The organism is Pseudomonas sp. X10, assembly GCF_054889225.1.
On sequence record NZ_CM142677.1, the window covers coordinates 339,983 to 357,742 of the forward strand.

Annotated in this window: 16 protein-coding genes; 1 reads left to right on the plus strand and 15 read right to left on the minus strand. The window is 64.9% G+C overall.

From position 1 onward, the window contains the following. Window positions 1–31 precede the first annotated feature (31 nt). Window positions 32–1,441, minus strand: coding sequence for an ATP-binding protein (locus ACYU03_RS01535; RefSeq protein WP_461887788.1), 1,410 nt, complete (start codon window positions 1,439–1,441; stop codon window positions 32–34). A gap of 1 nt (window position 1,442) precedes the next feature. Continuing rightward, entirely contained in the window at window positions 1,443–2,162 is a 720-nt protein-coding gene (locus ACYU03_RS01540) for a response regulator (RefSeq protein ID WP_461887789.1), read from the minus strand. A 144-nt stretch (window positions 2,163–2,306) separates the two neighbouring features. Here ACYU03_RS01540 and ACYU03_RS01545 point away from each other — a divergent pair, with 144 nt between their 5' ends. Beyond that, the gene (locus ACYU03_RS01545; RefSeq protein ID WP_461887790.1) at window positions 2,307–4,583 is read left to right on the plus strand and encodes a TonB-dependent siderophore receptor; all 2,277 of its coding nucleotides are present in this window, start codon (window positions 2,307–2,309) and stop codon (window positions 4,581–4,583) included. A gap of 141 nt (window positions 4,584–4,724) precedes the next feature. Here the strand turns inward: ACYU03_RS01545 and ACYU03_RS01550 are convergent, their stop codons facing one another. The 13 genes from ACYU03_RS01550 to ACYU03_RS01610 all read right to left on the minus strand — a co-directional run bounded on the left by ACYU03_RS01550 (window position 4,725) and on the right by ACYU03_RS01610 (window position 17,759). Next, window positions 4,725–5,012 (minus strand): HigA family addiction module antitoxin, encoded by a 288-nt coding sequence (locus tag ACYU03_RS01550; protein ID WP_461887791.1) that lies wholly within the window; start codon window positions 5,010–5,012, stop codon window positions 4,725–4,727. 607 nt (window positions 5,013–5,619) lie between these two features. Then, entirely contained in the window at window positions 5,620–6,363 is a 744-nt protein-coding gene (locus ACYU03_RS01555; protein ID WP_461887792.1) for a hypothetical protein, read from the minus strand. Window positions 6,364–6,385: 22 nt separating this feature from the next. Continuing rightward, complete coding sequence (locus ACYU03_RS01560) at window positions 6,386–8,323, minus strand: SGNH/GDSL hydrolase family protein (protein WP_461887793.1); 1,938 nt, start codon at window positions 8,321–8,323, stop codon at window positions 6,386–6,388. 1 nt (window position 8,324) lies between these two features. Beyond that, window positions 8,325–9,275, minus strand: a complete 951-nt coding sequence (locus ACYU03_RS01565; protein ID WP_461887794.1) for a hypothetical protein — start codon at window positions 9,273–9,275, stop codon at window positions 8,325–8,327. Further along, complete coding sequence (locus tag ACYU03_RS01570; protein WP_461887795.1) at window positions 9,248–9,952, minus strand: hypothetical protein; 705 nt, start codon at window positions 9,950–9,952, stop codon at window positions 9,248–9,250. Before ACYU03_RS01570 ends, ACYU03_RS01565 begins: the two co-directional genes overlap by 28 nt. Before the next feature lie 2 nt (window positions 9,953–9,954). Further along, window positions 9,955–10,500, minus strand: coding sequence for a baseplate complex protein (locus ACYU03_RS01575; RefSeq protein WP_461887796.1), 546 nt, complete (start codon window positions 10,498–10,500; stop codon window positions 9,955–9,957). Continuing rightward, window positions 10,497–11,417, minus strand: coding sequence for a hypothetical protein (locus ACYU03_RS01580; RefSeq protein WP_461887797.1), 921 nt, complete (start codon window positions 11,415–11,417; stop codon window positions 10,497–10,499). The genes ACYU03_RS01575 and ACYU03_RS01580 overlap by 4 nt, the downstream gene beginning before the upstream one ends. Then, window positions 11,414–12,124 carry a DUF4376 domain-containing protein gene (locus tag ACYU03_RS01585; protein WP_461887798.1) on the minus strand — a complete coding sequence of 237 codons (711 nt, stop codon included), beginning with the start codon at window positions 12,122–12,124 and terminating at the stop codon, window positions 11,414–11,416. The genes ACYU03_RS01580 and ACYU03_RS01585 overlap by 4 nt, the downstream gene beginning before the upstream one ends. Window positions 12,125–12,133: 9 nt before the next feature. Further along, window positions 12,134–13,741: a phage tail-collar fiber domain-containing protein gene (locus ACYU03_RS01590; protein WP_461887799.1), complete on the minus strand. Its 1,608-nt coding sequence runs from the start codon at window positions 13,739–13,741 to the stop codon at window positions 12,134–12,136. A gap of 8 nt (window positions 13,742–13,749) precedes the next feature. Next, window positions 13,750–14,340, minus strand: a complete 591-nt coding sequence (locus tag ACYU03_RS01595) for a phage tail protein (RefSeq protein ID WP_461887800.1) — start codon at window positions 14,338–14,340, stop codon at window positions 13,750–13,752. Beyond that, window positions 14,333–15,508, minus strand: coding sequence for a baseplate J/gp47 family protein (locus ACYU03_RS01600; protein ID WP_461887801.1), 1,176 nt, complete (start codon window positions 15,506–15,508; stop codon window positions 14,333–14,335). Before ACYU03_RS01600 ends, ACYU03_RS01595 begins: the two co-directional genes overlap by 8 nt. After that, window positions 15,505–15,822, minus strand: coding sequence for a DUF2590 family protein (locus ACYU03_RS01605; protein ID WP_461887802.1), 318 nt, complete (start codon window positions 15,820–15,822; stop codon window positions 15,505–15,507). Before ACYU03_RS01605 ends, ACYU03_RS01600 begins: the two co-directional genes overlap by 4 nt. After that, on the minus strand, window positions 15,822–17,759 hold the full coding sequence (locus ACYU03_RS01610) for a phage tail tape measure protein (RefSeq protein ID WP_461887803.1): 1,938 nt from the start codon (window positions 17,757–17,759) through the stop codon (window positions 15,822–15,824). The genes ACYU03_RS01605 and ACYU03_RS01610 overlap by 1 nt, the downstream gene beginning before the upstream one ends. Window position 17,760 lies beyond the last annotated feature (1 nt).

Here is a 17,760-nt window from a genome sequence, read left to right on the forward strand (position 1 = left end):
CAGTTGGGGGCTGGCCCCTGGGTCCTCAAGGTCAATTGGACGGCTGCAAGCCTGGGCCTGACTCTCGGAACGGCAGGAATACGCTGACCCGCAACCCTCCCGCCTCACGGTTGGCCAGGGTCAACTGGCCGTCGTGGCTTTCCGCGATGCGTTTGGCGATGCCCAGGCCTAGGCCGTAGCCGCCGGAATCCTGGTTGCGCGAGTTTTCGCCGCGCACGAAGGGGTCGGTGATCGAGGCCAGCAACTCAGGGGGAATACCCGGCCCCCGGTCATCCACGTGAATGTGAACACCTTTGGCATCCGCTTCCAGGCTGACCGAGACTTCCCGGGCGTAACGCAGCGCGTTGACCAGCAGGTTCTGTATGCAGCGCTGCAGCAGCAGTTCGTCAGCCCGCAGCATACCGGCGTGGCCATGGACCGGCAGGGGCTCGGCGGGGCTGGCCAGGTCGGCGCAGAGGCGCGTCACCAGGTGATCGATATCCAGCTGTTGCAAGGTCTGCTGCTCGCCCGCGCGCAGGTAATCCAGGACCTGGCCGATCATGGCGTCCATCTGCGCGATGTTCTGCCGCAGGCGTTCGCGGTGCTCGCTGGGTTCCAGTCGTTCGATGCGCAGGCGCATGCGTGTCAGTGGGGTGCGCAGGTCGTGGGACACGGCGGCAAGGAAGGTGGCCTTGTCGTTAACCATGGCGATCAGGCGTTGCTGCATGGCATTGAAGGCTTGCGCCGCTTGGCGCACTTCTTCGGGCCCCTCCAGGGGCAGCGGTGGTTGCTCCAGGTTCTGCCCCAACCCTCGTGCGGCGTCGCTCAGGCGGCGCAGCGGGCGCAAGCACAAGCGCACGGCCACCAGGCACACCAGCAGCACGGCGACGATGCGCAGGGCATAGACCCGCAGCAGATAGTCGCTGATCAGCAGCCAGGCCGACTCGCCGCTCCAGCCCTGCAGTTCCTGGCCATCGACGGTCAGCCAGTGGCCGTCGGCCAGGGGGACGGCGAAGCGGATATGGGCCTGGGCCGTGCGCAGCCCGAACAGGCTGCGCCAGACGATCGGCTGGCCGAGTTCATCGGTCAGTCGCACTCGCAGCAGGCGGACGCTCTGCGGGTGGCCCAGTTCATAGGCCAGGGCCTGGTTCAGTAGCAGTTCGATACGCCGCCAGCCTCGTCGCTCGTCATGCTGGCGCGTGGGCCGGGCATCGACGCAACGCACCCGGTAATGGGGTGGGGCGACGAGGTTGGTTGCATGGCAATCGGCCTGGGCAATCAGTGGTGCGCTGCGGGCGGCGGTCAGCCTTACCGGTGCTTCGAGCACCTGGGCGAAACGCACATCGAACCAGATGCTGCTGGACATCAGCTGAATCGCCAGGGTGCCGCTGACCATGATCAGCAGCAGTTGGCCGAACAGGGTTTTCGGCCACAGGCGGCGCAGCAGGGCGGGGGCGCTCATCTCAGGTGTCCGCGCCGGTACGGGCGATGCTGAGCAGGTAGCCTTCGTTGCGGATGGTAAGGATCTGCACGGCGCCACCCGGTGAGTGGCGCAGGTGCTGGCGCAGGCGACTGATGCACATGTCCACCGAGCGGTCATCCGGCAGGTGGTCACGACCGAAGGCGCTGCGGGTCAGCTGATCCCGCGACACCACGCGGTTGTTCGCTTCCAGCAGGTCGCGCAGCACCCGGTAGTCTGAGCGCGGCAGGCTCAGCACTTGGCCGTCGGGACGGGTTAACAAGCGCTTGATGTGGTCCAGGCGGTAGCCCGCGAAGGCTTGTTCCTCCGCCTCGGGGGCTTCCGGGCTGGCGTCCAGCCGCTGTGGGCGGCGCAGCACCGCTTTGATGCGGGCGATCAGCTCGCGTGGTTCGAACGGCTTGGCCAAGTAGTCGTCGGCACCTACCTCCAGACCGATGATGCGGTCCAGGGTCGATCCCTTGGCCGACAGCATGATCACCGCCAGGCCCGGCTGGCCTTGCAACTGACGGCACAGGCTCAGGCCATCCTCCCCCGGCAGCATCAGGTCCAGCACTACCAGGTTGACGGCGTGTTGGGCGAGGTGTTGGCGCATTTGCTCGCCATCGGCGGCAGCCAGGACCTCATAGCCGGCATCGGTCAGGTAATCGCAGAGAAGTTCGCGGATCTCGTCGTCATCGTCGACAACCAGCAAGGTTGTGGTCATGGGCGGCATACACCTGTTCGGGGCCATTACGTTCGATTACATCCCCGTACAAGCCGGGCATGGAGCCCAGAGGGCGTGTCCCTAAAATCGTATCAAAAAACTATCTGCGAATACGAAGCTTTACCAATGACTATCCGGAGCCCCATGACCGACTATCACGCTTACTCGCGAGGCAGCAGCCTCACTCCACTCGCGCTCTTCGTGGCCATGGGCCTGAGTGGGAGCGCGATCGCTGCTGACAGCCAACCGCTCGAACTGGACGCTACGCAGATTGAAGACAGCGCGTTGCTGCCGGCCGACAGCGCCGGCCAGCTGGGCTACACCGTGCAGAGTACACGTAGTTCCACAGGCTTGGACCTGACGCCACGGCAAACCCCGCAATCGGTCACCACCATCACCCGCCAACAGATGGAGGATCGCCAGATCACCAACCTTGAGCAGGCGCTCGAGACCGCGCCTGGCATCAGCATGAGCAAGGCTGAGGTGGGCGGGCGTACCGACTACCGCGCCCGTGGCTACTCGATCAGCAACTGGAAGGTCGATGGGCTGCAGTTCCAGGGGGGCTCTGACTTCAGCGGTGGTGGCAACGCTCTGAACCTGGACCTGTACGAGCGCATCGATATCGTTCGCGGCGCCAATGGCCTGCTCGGTGGTACTGGCGACCCTTCGGCGACCGTCAACCTGATCCGCAAGGCGCCGGGCAAGACCTTCGGTGGCAACGCCTATGCCACCTATGGCAGCTGGGACAAGCGTCGCCTGGGGGCTGACCTCAATCTGCCGCTGTCCGAAGACGGCCGCCTGCGCTCGCGCTTCGTGGTCACCCAGCAGGATGCCAACTCCTTCCGCGACAACCAGTCCGAGCGCTCGCGGGCTGCGTTGGCCAACTTCGAGTTCGACCTCGACGATGCCACCACCCTCGGTGCCGGTTATCAGTACGAATACAACAAAGTGGTCGGCGCCGGCTGGGGTGCCAACATCCCGATCTGGTACGGCGACGGCAGCAAGACCGACTTGCCGCGCAGCACCAACGTGGTGCCGAGCTGGAGCTTCGGCGAGTACATCACCCGCACCGCCTTTGGCTCGTTGCAGCACCGTTTCGACAACGACTGGACCCTCGACTTCAAGGCCGCCCAGAGCACCAGCGAGGCCCTCAACCACCGCGGCCTGGCCAAGGTCAACTCAGCCGGGGGCGGCACCTATGGCGGCTACTGGGACCAGGACGGCAGCGGCGCCGTGCTTAACGGCTTGCACAGCTCCACCGACACCACCCAGCAATCCGCGCAGATTGACCTGAGCGGCCCGTTCCAACTGTTCGGCCGAACCCACCAAGCCATGGTCGGCTACAACGACAGCCGCACCGTGGCCTGGTCGCCGCAGTACACCTGCACCATGGTCGGTGACGACCGCGTCAGCGCTCCTTCGGTGGGCTGCCAATTCCGCGCCAACAACGGCTTCCCGCTGAGCAACTGGCTCGACGGCGTGGATAGCGACTATGCCCTCCTCGCGTCGAAGACTGGCTTGCACAGCAAGACCACCACCCGTCTGCAAGGGATGTACGCCGCGACCCGTCTGAGCATCACCGACCCGTTGTCGGTGATCCTTGGCGTGCGTACCAGCAACTACTCGGCGATCACCCGTGGCACCACCGGCGAGCGCAGCAGCCAAGAAGAAAACGGCATCGTCACGCCGTACCTCGGTGCCGTCTATGACCTGAACGACACCTACTCGCTGTATGCCAGCTATACCGACATCTTCACCCCGCAGACCGAGGAAACCAGCAGCGGCGGCAAGGTTGAGCCGATCCGTGGCCAGAGCTACGAAACCGGCATCAAGGGCGAATGGTTCGACGGCCGCCTGAACGCTTCCGCTGCTTACTTCCGCACCAAGCAGGAGAACAAAGCGGTCACCGACAGCGACCTGCTGACCCCGACCGGCGCCCAGGCGTACAAGGCCGGCTCCGGCCAGGAAACCGACGGTATCGACCTGGAGCTCGCCGGCGCCCTGACCCCGAACTGGAACGTCTATGCCGGCTACACCTACCTGCACTTCCGTCGCCTGGACAGCGATGGCCGCAGCGACCCATCGCACCTGTTCAAGGCCTCGACCACCTACCGCCTGTCCGGCCCTCTCGACCGCCTGACCCTGGGGGCTGGCGTCACCGCGCAGAGCAACATCCGCGCGACCTCGACGCCGGCTGGCCAGCCGAGCAACGGCGTCAGCCGCAGCGCCAGCGACGTCAACTGGTCCGGCTATGCCATCTGGAACGCCATGGCCAAGTACCAACTGACCGACGACACCGCAGTCAGCCTCAACGCCAACAACCTCTTCGACAAGCACTACTACACCCGGTACGGCTTCTATGCCGGGGCCATTTATGGTGATCCGCGCAATTTGGCGGTGACGGTGAGTACGTCGTTCTGATGTTTCTGCAGGGCTCGCACAGGCGGGCCCTCGCTTTGTGTGGAGTTGGGCGCATTGCATTTGTCCCTGAAGAGGTGCTTGCCGTCTACTGGGACTCCATGAATGTCGGGGTTAGATGGCATTCGCTGAGAACTGCCGGGCTCAAGCGATGGATGCAAACCGCTCGATAGCCGGTTGTTCGCGATGTTCTGCTTGCCATAGGTCGTAATAGGCCTGCACGGTCAACCACGTACGCGCCGTGCCGATCCCGGCCCGCTCCAAGCGCATAGCCAGGTCAGGGCTGGTGGAGGCATGACCGTGCATGATGCGCGAGAGGGTTTCGCGGCCGTAACCCAGACGACGAGCGAACTCGGCGATTTTCATGTTGAGGGCGGGGAGTACGTCTTCAAGCAGGATCTCGCCTGGGTGAGGTGGGTTGACCATGGTCATTGGCCTACCTCCGTTCAGTGGTGGTCCAGGTAATTGACCAGTTCGACGTCGTTGCCGACAAATTAAGAACAAACCGGCTGCCGTGAAGCGACACCACAACGAAAAAAACCACCAGAAGGCGGGTTTTTCGGGGGTTCCAGAGATTTTGAAAGCTTTCTATGGAACCTTGAGTGGTGCGGCACCAGGAGTCGAACCCGGGACCTACTGATTACAAGTCCAAGTTTGCGACCAGTGGTCATTGGGAAAACCCGGCATGGCTCTGATTTTGCTGGATATATGGGTATATATGGGTTGGATATTTGGCAGCGGTGTGGACACTTTGTGGACGCTCACGCCTGCATCAGGCTGCACAGATCTTCAAATCTTTGCACAGTGTGCAACGCCCTAGTCCTCTACACGGCCCGCATTGAGTCTGCCCTGGGGGTGTATTGCACCAGGGCGGGCGTTTGCACTATTTCGCGACGCAAAGCGCGTCGGCGGGAGGGGGATAAGTGATTTTCCATCCCGATTTTTTTTGTCGCGCCGAATTTTCCCGCTCGGGTCGCCTCGGTTTCCTGCAGACGTGAAAAAGCCGCTCCAAGAGCGGCTTTCGTCGTCGCTGTGTCCCTTACACTGTGATGCCCAGGCGAGCCATGCGCCGACGCATCAACGCTGCCACCTGGGCCAACTCGTCATCAGTCAACGCAACCGAGTAGATCGCCACCGCCGAGATATCAACCTCACCCGCATAGCCGGTGGTGGCGCTACCAATACGGAACAGCGTGTCAGCAAGGACGCGCCCCCGATTGTTAACGCCGTTGAATACAGAATTCTTGGTGAAGTTCAAATTCTGGTTGAACTCACCAGACTTCGCCCGAAGCGCACGAATAGCCCAGTTGGTCGCGAAATCACTAGTGTCCGTCACAGGTGATGAAGTTTGCCCGCCAGCGGCATTATCACGGGTGGCGGCAGCCACCATTCGCGAGCTGACGGCATACACGCTTGCACCGTAGGAGTTACCCGTATAGCCCGGCGTTGCCGCTTTACCGATGTAGTTGCTGACCAACATCACACCATCGGCCGTATCGGTTGGCTCCTCAACAGCACGCCCCACAGTAATAATGGTCAACTCATCGGAGTCAGGCGCCTTGGTCTTGAGATAGTTAGTCAAACCCTTGAAGCGACCATGGGTCGGGTACGCCACCGGAGCACCGACCATTTCGGCATCAGCTTTGCCGATGGCGCGGTTGAAGGTGAAGCGCGAAGCATCGGTGTCAAAGGTGAACCAGGCCTCCAGACCGCGAGTGACCGGTGGGATAACCTTGGCGAACCAAGGGGCGGAGGTGCCGTGAGCTACGAGTTTAAGGCCCATACGATGATTCCTTGCGAGTGTGTCAGAAAAGGTTCAGGGCGGCAGCCGCGATGAACGGCGCCATTGCTTGATAGAGGGCTACCCGGCTTGCCCCGATAGGGTGAACTGGATCCGCCCAGTCGCCGGCCAGGAAGCCGTCTTCTGCTGCAGATCCAGAGGGCAACGAGTAGCCCGCTTCCGGGTTGGTCATTGCCCACAGCGGGGCGACGATGGTCTTACTGTCGGCGCGATCGGCCGCGGCCTTTCGCATGGCCCGGATTGCCTTGGCGTAACGGGTGCCCCACAGATCATTGCGCTTCGTGTTGAGCGCTGTGCCCGGTATGGTCCGCACGATCCTGGCGGTCGGCCAGGCCTTTCGGATTTGGTTGGTCATGATCAGGTCGTTGTTGTACACGTGGTCGAAGATGGTCGCCTCGGACCGGTCGCGTACGTCATTGGTGCCCAGGGCGCAGATGACCACGTCTGGCGTAGCCAGGCCGAATCGGGACTGGTAGAAGGCCGGGTCGAAGATCCGGCCGTTGCGCACCAGGTCTGCAGGATCCTCTGCAGTGGCGGCGCGTAGGAATGGGTTGATGGGAGCCTGCTGGCTCTTCGTCATCGCCAGGTAGGCTGCCTCGTTTCCGGGCGCGATGATGCTCACGCGGTCGGTGATGGCGTTGGTGAAGTCGCCGGTTTCCCAGCCCTCACGGCATTCGCCGAGCTCTCCGGTGGTCGCACCGGCGCTGGCCGGGTCGGCGGATCCTCGCAGTGTCCCGATGAATGTGGCGTTGATACCCACGTCTGCTAGGTATTGCTTGAGCAGGTAGCCACCCTGGCGATTACCGATGCTGTCGCCGATGAACAGGATGGTGCACTCCACGGGAGGCGACTGCACCGGCACGTTCAGCAACTGCAGCGGCATGAAGCGGCGATGGGCGGCCTGTGTTGCCTGACGCAGGTTTAGGACAGCATCAGGACCGAACGTCGATGCGTTCACCGGCAGCGGGTTACCGGTGGCGGTGATCGGCTTCGTGGTGCTGGCCAGGGTCGCGATGACCTCACCGGCCTGTTCCCGGTTCGGGAGCAGGCACTGCGGATAGATGTAAGAGTCAACCCCCTCCATCGTTGCGATGGTCGGGGCGAACAGCAGTCCGTCGTCGAAAGGCGATGGGGGAGCGTCGCTAACGACCGTCGCTGTCGCGCTCAGGTCCTGCAGTACGCAATTGTCTTCGTCCACCACGAAGATGCCCGGTTGCATCGTCGGGTGAATCTCCAGGCCGCCCAGCAGAATCCTCTGATCGTCGGCATAGAGCACTGCAGCCCCCTCATCGTCGCTGATGAGCGTAGTAGCGTCTTCCGACCGAATGTTGAAGCCTGGGGTCTCCAGGCGCTGCTTGGTGAGGTACGCGAGCCGGGAGGATTCCTCGTCGCAGATCTCCAGGATCGAGGCCTCTACCATGTCGTTGGGAGTGGTCTGGACCAAACCACGTACAGCCTCTACCGCCAAGGCCGAGGGGTAGCGGGTCTGTTCCACAGCGATGCCGCCTTGGTTGAGGTAGAGCACCAGGTAGTCATTGTCTGCGGCCGCAAGCACCTGGAAGGGTTTACCATCCGCCGTTGCGGCCAGGCCGGCTTCGACACTGGGGAAGATGCCAGCGGACAGCTGGGCTGCATCACGAGCGATCTCGGCACGCTCAGCGGCTGAGGTCGCTGCGGCTGCGGTGTCCTCCACGTCATTACACTGGACGCGGATCCGATAGTCTCGGGCGCCCTTCAAAATGCGCAGGTCATACAGCCCATTCGGGGCCGCGAACTGAATCAGCCCGGCTACATCCGAGCTGAACGGGTTGGTCAGCGGCAGGCCGCTGGCACATACCAGGCCGGTGGCGAGCGACTCGGTGCCTCGCTGGTACAGGTAGCAGGTGGCCTCTGCGAGCAGGTTGCCCTCATCGTCCTGGGCGAAAAAGTTCTTGAGTTCCAATTCAGGCTCCTGTGATGGGCTTCAACTGCCCGGAAAGTGTTTCGCCGTTCGCGGCATGTCCGGCGAACGCGCCGGCGTTGGATGGGACGGGGCTCGGCCCGTGGGTGTGGCTGGCCAGGTCGGTGTTCATCAGCACCACCAGGTCGATCAGGTCGCACAGCACCTGCAGGACGTTCACGCTTTCCGAGCCGAGCCAGGTGGTGGCCGCGATGCTGCGGCGGGCGCCCTGGACGCGCTCGAGGAGCTGGCCGCCCACGGCCAGGTTCAGCTTCTGGCCCACCAGTTGGTTCAGGTCGCGGCCGGTCGACAGGCCCAGGTCATCGATGGCGGCCAGGGTTGCCGCGCCGCCGGACAGCAGCTTGAGGGCGCCCAGGGCCTCGAGCGTCTTGATGCCGCCGACGGACTCGGTGGCGTGGTCATCCACGGTGCGGCTATCGCTCTGGTACTGCTCGGTGTTGCTCAGGCTTTCCACCAGGCGCTCGGTGGACTTGTCGCGGATCCGGCCGTCGGTCTGGCGCAGCCAGCTGCCATCTGCCTCCACGCGCTGCTGGCAGGCCTCGCTGTGCTGCCAGACCTGTTCACCCAGCGGCACCTTGGGCAGCGACAGGCCATGCGGCAGCACGCACTGGATGAAGGGCTTGTGCGGCAGGCCATGGGCGAAGGACACGACCACGGCGGTGCCCTCCTCGGGCAGGCCGAAGAAGCCTTTCTCGTCACCACCGGTCGGTACCGGTACCGGAACGCCGGCCAGCACCGGCAGCGTCTCGTCGGGTTCGCCATGCTCGTCCAGGACCTGCAGGTCGACCGCGAACCGAGGCCGGAAGTCGTCGCAGATACTCGCCCCCGCCGGGGCATCGGCGATGCCGACGACCCGGGCGAAGCGCGGCAGGTGGTAGCCCCCGGTCAGTTCGGGGAACAGGCGCTCTACGCAGCGCCGGATTGCGTCTTCCATTTGATCGCCATTTGCGTGCCGACGAGGGCCACGGACGTGACCCGCTCGCCTTGGTTGATGGTTGCACCAGGACGCAGCCCAGGAAGGGCCGCGACGACGGCGCTCTGGTTGCCCTGGTAGTCGTTGAACAGCTCTGCCGGCAGCTGCAGGGGCGCACGGGAGCCGAAGAAGCTGTGCGCCCAACTGCCCACGAACACCTCGCCATCACCCTGCTGCTGCCAGATGAAGTCGGGGATGGCGAACACCCGGGCCAGGCTGTCCATGGCCTGGATGCCCGAGGCGAGGCTGTAGAAGAACGGTGCCTTGGTCGATGCGTAGGCCTGTTCCGGGACGCGGAAGCGCAGGCCGGTCTTGTCACTGATCTCGCCCAGGACCGTGCGCAGGTCGGCGTGGCGCAGGTTCAGCGGCAGCGGGTGGGCCAGGATCGCAGCGAGCTCGCGGCAGTACAGGACCTGCTCCACGCCGTTCACGGCGGTGCTGCGCTCGACGTAGCCGATGAAGTGGCGCTGCAGTTGGGCGTCGTTGTAGCCGATGTCCAGGGTTACCAGGCCGCTCACCGGCCCCGGGGCCTTGATGGTGAACTGGGCACGGCCAGGCGTGACGAGATCCAGGCGGACATCATCCTTGACCACGGTCTGCTCGACGCCGGCGATCCGAAGGACCTTGTGTAGCTTCATGCTCACGCCTTGCCCCCCAGGAAGTCGTCCAGCCGCTTCAGGGTCGCCTCGAAGCCGGTCAGCTCCTGGGCGGCGCTACCAGCGCCGTCGGTACCGCCCGCTCCACTGACCGCCTGCCCCGGGGCACTCTGGGTGCCCACGGCGTTGCTGGCGCGGCGTTTCTCCACGCGCTCGGGGTTCGACAGCTTCTCGGTCAGGGTGAACTGGATCCGCCAGGCCTTCAGGAAGTCGTCCTCGCGGGCGTTCACGCCGTCGGAGAACTGCACCTGGCGCATGCCGAACGCCGCCGCCGTATCGTTCACGATGCGATAGGTCTTGAGCTGGCCACCGCTGGCCGTCGCCTCGGCCAGGCGCATGAGCGTGCGCAGGTCCGCCGCATCAGCGAAGCGAATCAGCAGGGTGACCGTCAGGGTCTTGGGCTTGAAGCCCTTGTGCGCGGTGTCGGTGTTGCTGGTCTGCCCCGACATGTCCTCGCTCTCAATGCGCAGGTTGCCGGTGACCTTGAGGTTCTTTCCGCGGATCTTCTCGCCGTCCAGGAGCAAGGTCATAGGCCCACCAGCTCCCTGACGAAGCTCAGGCCTTTGAGCGAGCCCACCAGCATGACGCCGGCGGACAGCGGCCACTCATGGCCCGGGGCGTCGCCGGCCAGCAGCTCGCGGCGCAGGTCTGCGACGTTCCCGGGCCCGATCAGACGGGCGCTCATCGTCGTTTCAGGCGCGGCCGAGTCGAACTGTGCCTTGAGGTCGGCGAGGACCTGGTCCTGGACCTGGCTGCGCTCAGCCTTGCGGATGGCCAGGGCCTTGAGGTCCGCCATAGGCGAGCTGTCGGCGAAGCTCTCTAGAGCGGCCAGTTGGCCCTGCATGGCCTGGCTTGCCGCCCGGGTGATGGTGGCGCGCTCGAGGGGCACGCGCCCCCAGCGTGGCAGCGTGCCGGCGTTGGGCAGCTCCCACTTGGAGGTTTCCAGCTCGAACAGCCGGCCCGCCCGGTTCTGTGCGCGCTGCAGGTCTGGCAGGGGCAGCACGGCGTTGAATCGCCCCAAGGTCGCGGCAAAGTGGTCGTAGCGGGTGCCGACGAACAGTACCACCAGGGCGTACTGCTGGCCCCCGGGGCGGTTCAGGTCGCTGATGTCCTCGAGCTTGGCCCCCAGGTGCTTGAGCAGATTCGGGGCCGACAGGTAGCGCTGCAGGCCACGCCCTTGGCCAACCCCACTTTGGAACGGGGTCACGACCAGGCAGGCCGGCGCCTCGCCCAGGGCCTCGGCCAGCGCGCTGCGCCCTACGGCAACCACCTGGGCGGCGGCCGCGCCGACCGGACCGGGCTCGGTGGTGGCCAAGCCGTCCAGGGCGGCCAGGCGTGCGCCGGTGCTGGCCAGCTCGCTGCCGGCCAGCGTCTTGGCCTCCTCGAGGTCGGCGAGCCAGCTGGTGGACTGGGCCGGCCAGCGCATGGTGACGGGGGTCCAGGTCATACCGGGTCGGCCTCCCAGGTCACCGCCTCGAGGCCAGCCAGGTCCTTCGCTTCCCGCGCCGCCTGCAGGCGCTGTTTCAGGTCGTAGGCCTTCTGCAGCAGCTGCAGCTTGAACCGGGTGAACTCGTCGGCCACCTGGCGCAGCTGGGCGGCCGTGTGCGGCCGGAAGGCCTTCACGCCGGCCAGGTCGCTGCAGGCGTAGGGCAGGTCGACGCCCAAGGTGGCAGCGCCGCTCAGGTTCAACTGGTCATCTAGGGTGCTGCTGTAGCAGTAGCGATCGCCCAGAGCCTGCGACCAGAAGCCCCCTGTAATCTCCCGGGCACAAGCGTTGTCGATAACGACAACCTGCTCTTGGTAGCGCTGCTCAACGGCCGCCGGCACGTCATCGATCCACTCGCCGTCCCTCCAGATCTGGCCGGGGCCGGGCTGCTCCAGGGTGTATCCCGCCGGCAACTGCCCATGGCGGTCGATCGATATCGGCTCGCGAGTCTGGATGTTGTAGGCCGTCAGCCCCAGATAGGAGTCAATCAACTTCCAGCGCTGGCCGTCCCAGTGTGCGGCCTTGTGCTCCGGAATTTCCGGCGGAGCCACCTCGACGCAGCCGCCAGGGATCAACCAGACGCCCTCCTCGAGTGGCGACGGGTCAGCAGTGGTCGGCCCGGTATAGATGCCGAGGTGATCGGTTTGATAGACGATCTTGGTGTCCATTTCGGGTCCTCAGTACTTCACGCAGGCCAGAAAGGCCATGTTCCGCGGCCGCGTCTCGCTGCCGCCGGTGGCATTGACGGTGATCGGGTGGGTATGAGCGCCGGCGGCGAGCACGGTGATGTTGTGGGCGTGCTCGCCGTCTGCTGTAGTGGTCGAGTAGTTGTTGACGCGGGTGGTCATGTCATCACCTGAGCTCAACAGCTCCCCGGTCGGGTCTTTGATGCCCACCTCTTGGCCTTCCTTTACGGCGTGGGTGTGGCGACCTTGCACGTCGCTATTGGCGGCATGGACGTGGTTGCCGGCACTGCCGGAACTGGCCGTATGGATGTGCGAGCGGATCTCGTCGGCCTGAACGCTGCCCAGGGCGCGGCCTGGATCGACTCCCCGGCCATCGTCCAGGAAGCGCGGGAACAAGCCCCGAACATCCGGCAGGTTGAACGTCGTGACCCCATCGCCAGCGCCGTGACGGGTGCCATACCGGGCGAACAAGGCCGCATACACCGTGCGCGACACTGCCGCGCCGTTGGCTCTCAGCCAACCCGGTGGAGGCGATGGCAGATCGAACATCCCGATCATGCCCACCATGGTGTCCTCCATGGCCTTGAGTGCCGCCTTGAGCGCCTTGGTGGTGGCCAGGATCTCGCTGCTGTCGCTATTCGGGTCGTCGCTCTTGGCGTTCGGCAGGTTGCCAAGCTCCACGTCCTCCTTGGTCGTGGCCCGCGCACGCAGGTGCTCGTAGTCACCCACTTTCGCGGCGAAGTGGTCGACCAGGGCGGTGGTGACGGGCTGCACTGTGCGCTGGTCGGTGATCGCGCCGCTGGCCGACACGCTGGCCAGCTCAACCAGGTAATGCTGGTTACCGGTACCGTCTAGGTAATCGACTTTGTTGGCACCGAAGACCACGACCCACTGGGCGGTCACGTCGTTGCTCTGGCGGCGCAGGGTCACGTCGAGCCAGGCCTGGGCCGGCAGCGCTGGCAGCTGGACGTGCACCGGCTCCTCGAGCGCGATGCGCACGCCTTCGACGTAGGCGATTCCGGCCTTGAGCTGGTACAGCCCGAAACTGTTGCGCTCCAGCTGCAGGCCGCTATCCCAGAAGCACGCCCGGCCATAAACATCGCGGTTGCTCAGCCGCTCGCGCCGATCGATGCCAGCCAGGCGCACGGTGAAGTCGTGCTGCCAGGTGCTCGCGTCGACCGTGATGCCAGTGATTTCCTGGGCGCCGTCGTACTCCACCAGGAAGTTCCGGGTCAGGTTGTTGCCGATCTGCAGCGGCGGGATGTTCTTGCGCTTTTGCTGCAGGGGCACGTAGGCCACGGCCAGCAGCACGTTCTCCTCGGTCTCCAGGCCGATCCAGTTGAAGTCCCAGTCGCCCACGCTGGAGTCGACCACCACGCTGTAAATGACCTGGTCGGGGTTCACATAGCCGGCACGGTCCACAGACGTGGTGTAAACCACCTGGCCGGCCGGCGGCTTGCCGGCCGCGCGGTCGATCGGCGCTGCCGGGTCGAGCCCGGGCACGTTCGCGAACACGAAACGGACCACGTTCAGGACCTGCTTGGCGGCTTGCTTCTGCGCAATCAGCGACTGGCCAGCGAGGGTAATGCTTGCTCCCATGGGGGCTCCTACTGGGGGTTCTCTGGAGGCACGACGGCCAATTCGTTGATCACGACCAGACGGCTCGCGCCTTCGTCCCAAGCGGCGTGCAGCGTTTCCTGGTCGTCATGAAAGTGGGCGACCCGTATGCCCAGGGTGACCGGCGTGATCGTGGCGAACTCGTAACGGCGGCAGGTGCGGCCGTACTGCTGCATCAGCACGCGCAACAGCACAGGGTTGGCGCTCAGCTGGCCATCGGTGAGGTACAGGCGCACCACGTCCCAGTCCACGCTGTCGAAGCGCTCCTCGATCTCGACGTAGCCGACTCCCAGGCGCTGGAAGATCCGCACCGTGCCGGCGCTGCTGCCGGCGTCCACGGCGTTGATGAAGGCGTACTTGACCCTTTTCCGGTACAAGCTCTCGGGCTCGCCCTGGAAACGCTGGATATCGCGCTGCCAGGCCAGCAGATCGAGCACGGTCAGGTGGCAGGTCTCAGCGTCCAACTGCAGCAGCGGCCAGTTCATCCAGGTCTCGACCCGGTTCCACCAGGCCTGCGCGGCGTCGCGCAGCTTGGAAAGCTCGACGCCCTCGAGCCAGAACGGGAGTTTCAGCTTAAGCACCGAGCACCACCTGGACCGCCTCGAGGCGCGGGATGGTCAGCTGCGAGACGATGTCGTCGTTGTCGAACTGCAGGGACTCGATGCCGGCGAAGGTCTCGTGCAGCTCTTCGCCCAGGCGGCTAAAGGAAAAGCGCGACTGGGGGTAGGTCAGGGTCGGCTGGTAGTCGCTGGCCGTGCTCTCACGGAATGCGGCGCGGATGAACAGCTCGATATCGTTCAGCAGCGCATCCTGGTGCTCTGCGCCGACCTGGGCACGTGGCCAGACAGTGACGCGCACGGTGTGCAGGGTTGCCGGCATCTCCATGACCAGCAAGTCGTCACCATGACCATGGTTGCCCTGGTCACGGATATAGGTGTTGATCGTCTCGAGGTAGCTGCTGGCCGGCGACCCAGCCTCGAACAGCACGTAGGCATTGGCGCTACCTGGTCCTCGAGGAGCGCCATGCTCGAAGTAGACGCCATCCGGCTCGACGCCGGGAAAGGCCGCGATCATGGCCCGGTACACGGCGTCGGTGTGCCACTGGTTGACCGCGCTGAACTGGTTGCGGGTGCGCATGCGCAGGTCGTCGTCGTGCTCCTGGTCCGCCCCGGGCACGGTCAGCCAGCCGTCGGCGTTGACGACCTGGACAATACCCGGGATCGGCTCGGGCAGGATCGAGTAGTAACCCGGTGCAAGGTTGAAGCCGCTGCCAGCCTCGCTGGCCTCGACCGGGACCAGGACCTGGGCGTCGCCGTCCTGGAACACGGTGGCTGCCGTTGTCACTAGGACGTAGACGTTGCCGTTGATGGCCACCGACTGCACGCGCACGCCTGCAGGGATCTCCAGCGTGCCGGCGACCGCGCTGCGGGTGAACAGCAGCTGGCCCTGGGCCTTGGTCGACGGCTTGCGGGTGACGTTCACCGCCCAGGCCAGCATGTCGAGCCAGGCCCCGGTGGCCGTCTTGACGAAGAAGTTCGGCAGCACGGTCGCGGTGATGAACTCGAGCAGCCACATCACCGGCTTGGTTACCAGGGCGGTCACCAGGCGCCAGAACGGCGACCAGGCGCTGGTGTTGCTCAGTTTGCTGCCCTGGGCGGCCACCTCTTTCTCCCAGGCCTGGCGCAGGCCTGCCTCGGTCGTCGGGACGCCGGCGTCCTGCAGGGCTTTCTTGAAGTCGACGTCACTCACAGCAGTACCTCGGTGGTTCCAAATGCAACGGTGGTGGCGGTGACCAGGTACTGGCCGCTACCGGTTTCGGTGATCTGCACGGTGCCCGGTACCAGGCGCTCGTCGTTCTCCACCAGGAGCTCCAGCTGCTGGATGCAGTCGGCCTGGCGGAAGCGGTCGCGCTCGGCCATCAGCGTCACCAGCAGCCCGCTTTCGCGGATCATGTGAGCGATGTCCTGGGCGATGCTGGCCCGGTCGTCCACCAGCTCGGGCTGGGCGGACGGGTCCAGGGTCAGGTCGTTGTTGGTGATCAGGAGATCGATGTAGAGACTCATCAGCCGGCCGCCATCGCCATCATGTTTTCCAGCTCGAGCGGGCTCATCGGCTTGCTGGTGTTGATGTTCACCGTGTCGATGTGGTTGCCCCGGTTCTGGGTCTGGTTGTTCTGGATGCTGGTCATCAGCCCGCCGGCGGGTACGGCTTCGGCCTTGGTCGGACTCAGGCTGCCCACGGGCTTGTAGTTAGCATCAGCGTTGAGGCTGGGCAGGTTGGGCATGCTGCCCAGGCTGGCGTCGATCTCGACGCCCGGGATCTTGTTCAGCAGGGAGATCAGGCCTTCGATCGCTGCCTTGAAGATCGACACGATGCCGTCCCACGCGGCGCTGGCCATGCCTGTCCAGCCGCCCATGCTGTCGAACCAGGCACCCAGGGCCTGCAGCTGCTCGAGGACGAACTGGAATGCGGCGGTATCCATCAGGACGCCGGTCCACTGCTCCCAGTAGGCGATGGCCGCCACGATCACTGCGACCAGGGCCAGTACGCCGATCACCACCAGGGTCGCAGGGTTGGCCATCAGCGCGGCGTTGACGAGCCAGATCGCCCCCTGCCAGATCAGCATCGAGGCCTTGGCCAGGCCCATCGCTGCGATCATGCCCAGAATCCGGGCAATGAACAGCCCGCCCTGGATGGTGTGGGCGATGAACATGCCGATGGACTTCCAGCCGGTCCAGGTCAGCACGGTCCAGACCACGTTGAGGCCGAGCATGGCCATCTTGCTCAGCCCGACCAGCATGGTCAGCGCGCTGATCGCAGCGGTGATGCCCAGGACGGCCAAGGTGGCGATGCCGATCACGCGGGTGATGTTCGGGAACAGCTGGGTCCAGCGGACCATGGCCTTGCCGATCGCGACCAGGCGATCCATCAGCGGCTGCAGGAGCGGGATCAGGGTCTGGCCAAAGGCGATGCGCAGGGCCTGAACAGCGGCGCCGAACTGCTGCCACGGGTCTACCATGGCCTGGGCCATCTGCTCGGCCTGCTCGAGGCCGCGGACCTTGCCGAGCTGGTCAATGCCGTTGCGCAGGCGGTCGGTGTCCTGGGCCAGGGCGCCGATCACCTGGGCGCCTTCGCCGCCGAAGGCCTCGACCAGCTTGGCGTTGGCAGCGGCGTTGCGCAGATCGCCGAACTTGCCCTGCAGCTTGCCCAGGATATCCAGCATCGGCAGGACCTTGCCGTTGGTGTCGGTGAACTTGATCCCCAGCTTGTCCGAGGCGTTGCCGATGTTCTCGAAGAAGGCCTTGTAGCGGCCGCCCGCGTCGCCGCCTTCCATGGTGCTGGACAGGCTGCCGATCACCGCCATCTGCTCGGCCAGGTCGATACCGGATGCCGTAGCGATCGCCCCGGCCTCCTTGAAGCCCTCCTTCATCTGCTCGCCGCTGGTGCGGAACAGCTGTACGGCCAGGGCGGTCTGGCCGCCCAGCTTCTCGACCCACTGGCTCTTGCCCATGGCGTCGGCCTGCTGCTTCTGCAGGTTGTAGAGGGTGCCGACGTACTCGCCCATCACGTCCTGGTCGGACTTGGTGGCCTTGGCCAGCACGGCGCTGGTGTTGGTAAAGGTGGCCAGTTGCTCGCCAGCCAGGCCCTTGATGGCGCCCTCGATCTTGTAGGCCGAGGCGACGAAGGCCTCCGCGTTCTCGCCGTAGGCCACCGAAAAGTCCAGGGCCTTAGCGTTGAGCGCATCCAGGGCATCCTCGGCCACGCCGAGCGAACGGACATCGCCCAGGGCGCGGTTCACCTCCAGCGCCGGTGCCATCGACGCCTCGATGCTGGTCAGGGCGCCCCAGACGCCGACGAAACCGGTACCGATCTGCTTGATGTTGGTCTCACCCTGGGAGGCCAGATTGTCGAAGCCCTTGGTCACCTTGGCCAAGGGCGCCGAGACCTTGTCGGTCAGGCTCAGGATGAAGTCCAGGCGGCTGGATGCGCTCGCGCTCATG